At 37.4% G+C, this 3,022-nt stretch carries 5 protein-coding genes; 4 read left to right on the top strand and 1 reads right to left on the bottom strand.

The annotated features are described in order from the left end of the window. Nucleotides 1-156: 156 nt before the first annotated feature. Nucleotides 157-471, top strand: a complete 315-nt coding sequence (locus tag ACFILT_RS07055) for a hypothetical protein (RefSeq protein ID WP_375640125.1) — start codon at nucleotides 157-159, stop codon at nucleotides 469-471. Here the strand turns inward: ACFILT_RS07055 and ACFILT_RS07050 are convergent. Further along, complete coding sequence (locus tag ACFILT_RS07050; RefSeq protein WP_375678451.1) at nucleotides 419-1,084, bottom strand: hypothetical protein; 666 nt, start codon at nucleotides 1,082-1,084, stop codon at nucleotides 419-421. The two genes, ACFILT_RS07055 and ACFILT_RS07050, sit on opposite strands and share 53 nt — an antisense overlap. 75 nt (nucleotides 1,085-1,159) lie before the next feature. Here ACFILT_RS07050 and ACFILT_RS07045 point away from each other — a divergent pair, with 75 nt between their 5' ends. The 3 genes from ACFILT_RS07045 to ACFILT_RS07035 form a co-directional block, all read left to right on the top strand. After that, nucleotides 1,160-1,633, top strand: coding sequence for a crossover junction endodeoxyribonuclease RuvC (locus ACFILT_RS07045; RefSeq protein ID WP_375679816.1), 474 nt, complete (start codon nucleotides 1,160-1,162; stop codon nucleotides 1,631-1,633). A gap of 186 nt (nucleotides 1,634-1,819) precedes the next feature. After that, nucleotides 1,820-2,188, top strand: a complete 369-nt coding sequence (locus ACFILT_RS07040; protein ID WP_375677203.1) for a hypothetical protein — start codon at nucleotides 1,820-1,822, stop codon at nucleotides 2,186-2,188. Next, nucleotides 2,178-3,022, top strand: an 845-nt coding sequence (locus ACFILT_RS07035; RefSeq protein WP_375679814.1) for a hypothetical protein, incomplete at its 3' end; no start/stop codon positions are given. The genes ACFILT_RS07040 and ACFILT_RS07035, both read left to right, overlap by 11 nt.

Genomic DNA, 3,022 nt, shown 5'->3' with positions numbered 1-3,022 from the left:
AAAGTGAAAAGATACAGGCACTAAAAGAAGATGTTCAATCACGCGACGAGGAAGTTGAAAGACTAACACAAGAGCTTAAGCAGCGTGATGAAGCAGTAAAAGCGCCGCTTCATAAGAATAAGAAGAGTAAGAAGAAGGGGAAGTGAGGAGAGAAAGATGGAAGATGTAATGTCATTTGTCATAGGTCATATCATCAATAACATTCCAATTATTGTGGTCTCACTGTTTACTTTACACTATTATTTCAAGGCTTCTGACCTACAAGAACAGATAGATGAACAAGATGAAATAATTAGGGAAAAGGACACAATAATTAAAAATCAAGAAACATTAATCAATAAACATGTAACTTCTATTGATGGACAGATTGCAAGTTTACACAAAAAAATAGAAAGAATTAAACCACAAGATATACAGTTTAATCAGCAATTTCAAAAAACATTTCCCATGTCTTTAATCCGTCGAAGCTAACAGGACAAAAGCTCACTTCGATTGTTTTCTTTGGATTATACAGTGCAGTATGCCTTATGAAAAATTCAGGGTCAACTATATCATTTGAGCTTAGAGGGGAAATACATAGTGTTAATGACAACTCACTGCGGCTTTTTAGATTAAATAACTCTAACAACTGTTCTGACGGTGGATTTATAAAACGTCCCTTTTTAGAATATTGTATACTACGTTGCGGTTTTATCAAATTTCTTTCGAAAGAGATACATTTAGGATCTATTCTAGAAAATCCAATAGAAATAGGATTACATACCATAGCAGCAATAAGTTCAAAAGGGCTTTCTTCAATAAGACGTATTTGTTTGATTCTAATATCTTTTTTTGTAGGATTTTTAATGATTAAGGGTATAAAAATTAAGGGGATTTTACGCGGTTCTTTACGCTCTAACCTTGGTAGAAATATTATTGGATCACTTGTCACAGTTAGCTTTTGTTCTGAAGCTTTTCTTCTTTTACAAAGTTTAAAATACTTAAACAAAAAACCTCCAATACTGATAAAAAGCGTAGCAATAATGGTAGATATGACAGGATTGTTATTAATCCAATGCCAAGCATTTTCTATTTCATTAAGCATATTTCATACGCCTTTCTCTTTCTACTTTTCAGAAAAAAACAACCTTATAAAACACGTTTTGTATGGAGATGCGCGGTGAATAACACGATTCTTTGTTTTGATCTAGGTACGAAGATGGGGTGGGCGATACGTGGAGGGGACGGTAGTATCATAAGTGGTACCATTAATTTTTACTCCCGTCGTTTTGAAGGCGGTGGAATGCGTTACTTGCGTTTTAAGCAATGGCTATCAGAAATAAAGCAGACAGCCGGTGGCATTGACGCGGTGTATTTTGAAGAGGTGAGGCGTCATAAAGGTACAGATGCAGCGCATGTTTACGGTGGTTTGTTAGCAACGTTAACGGCGTGGTGTGAACATCATCAGATACCGTATGAGGGGATACCGGTAAGTACGATTAAGAAAGCGACGACAGGCAAGGGGAATGCGTCGAAAGAAGAGATGATTAAGGCGGTGCGTGCAAAAGGGCACAATCCGAAAGATGATAACGAAGCAGATGCTTTAGCAATTTTATATTTAGTTAAAGAAAGGGAATTGGGGTATGTCCAGTAAATTANAGATACCGTATGAGGGGATACCGGTAAGTACGATTAAGAAAGCGACGACAGGCAAGGGGAATGCGTCGAAAGAAGAGATGATAGAGGCAATGTGTATTAAAGGACACAAGCCATGTGATGATAATGAAGCAGATGCTTTAGCAATTTTATATTTGGTTAAAGAGAAGGAGATCTTAGAGTGATGTCCAGTCATAAAGTAGCGTGTGCAAATTTTAGTACAGATCAGTTTTTAAAAGAGCTTACAAGTTTAAAAGCGACAGAGAAGGCTGTTTATACAACACTTGTGTTGCTAATGAATAATAGAAAAGCGCCTCTTATCAATTATGCGTCTTGTTTATCGGGTTGGTGTGGGTGTTCAGTGCAAACGTTTAAAAAGGCGTTAGAAACTTTAATAATGATGGGTCTTATTACGCGTTTAGAGAATAGGCGCTTATGGCATAAGTCATTAGCTTTTGATCAAAGTGTTCAAAGAAAATATTCAGAAAGAGCTTCAAAAGCCGCTTTAGCAAGGTGGAGTAAGAAAAGAGAGGAGGCAATACATGTCAACTAAGTTGCCATGGACGAGGCTTTTTGCAGACAAGTGGCTACTTGATCTTGCATATTTGCCAGCTTTTGAAGGTTTCATATATGTTAAGTTGCGCTTTCAAATGCTTCGCACAGGAGAGCCGCTTACGAATAATTTTAAAGTGTTATCTTTATTGGCTGGCTGCTCAGTAAAAAAATTTCAGAAGGCATTAGATCTTTTATTAGAAACTGGACATATCATTTGTTTAGAAGATGGTCGGTTGTGGAACCCAGATGTTGAATTAGAATTAAATGATAGCAAAGAGAAATCAGAAGCAGCAACAAAAGCAGCTCATTCTAGATGGCATAAAACAAAAGGTAAAAATGACAATAATCATATAAAAGAAAACGCATATGCGGATTGCATGCAGAGCGCATACGATGCGCATAGTGTTGCGCAATGCGAACGCAATGCCATTAACAATAACATTAACATATATAAAAAAAATAAAACTAACGTTTTATTAAAAAAAGAAACTGAATTTGAAGATTTAGAAACAATCGATTTGGTTGACGAGCCAATCGAGTGTGATGTTGAAAGCCAATCAGAACAAATCGAAACGTTAGAAACCAACCAACCAATCATTCACGAGCAAGAGAACGTTCCCAAAAAAGCAAAACGAGTGCAAGCTAATCGCGGTTGTCGATTGCCTGCGGATTTTGAACCCGATTACGATTTTGCAATCGAAGAGGGCTTGCCTCCGGAGCGCGTGAAAGTCGAAATCGCAAAGTTTCGAGATTACTGGCGTTCAAAAGCCGGAGCAAATGCAACCAAAACGGATTGGCAAGCAACATGGCGCAACTGGGTACGCAAGGCAAT

The sequence above is a fragment of the Bartonella sp. AP7XZML genome (genome assembly GCF_042195745.1).
Lineage (GTDB): Bacteria > Pseudomonadota > Alphaproteobacteria > Rhizobiales > Rhizobiaceae > Bartonella.
The sequence above is the reverse complement of the archived record's forward strand: the minus strand, read 5'-3'. Positions and strand labels throughout refer to the sequence as shown.

Coding starts and splice junctions, on each gene's coding strand:
- ACFILT_RS07055 (WP_375640125.1), top strand. CDS start 157: ATGGAAGATGTAATGTCATTTGTCATAGGTCATATCATCAATAACATT.
- ACFILT_RS07050 (WP_375678451.1), bottom strand. CDS start 1,084: ATGCTTAATGAAATAGAAAATGCTTGGCATTGGATTAATAACAATCCT.
- ACFILT_RS07040 (WP_375677203.1), top strand. CDS start 1,820: ATGTCCAGTCATAAAGTAGCGTGTGCAAATTTTAGTACAGATCAGTTT.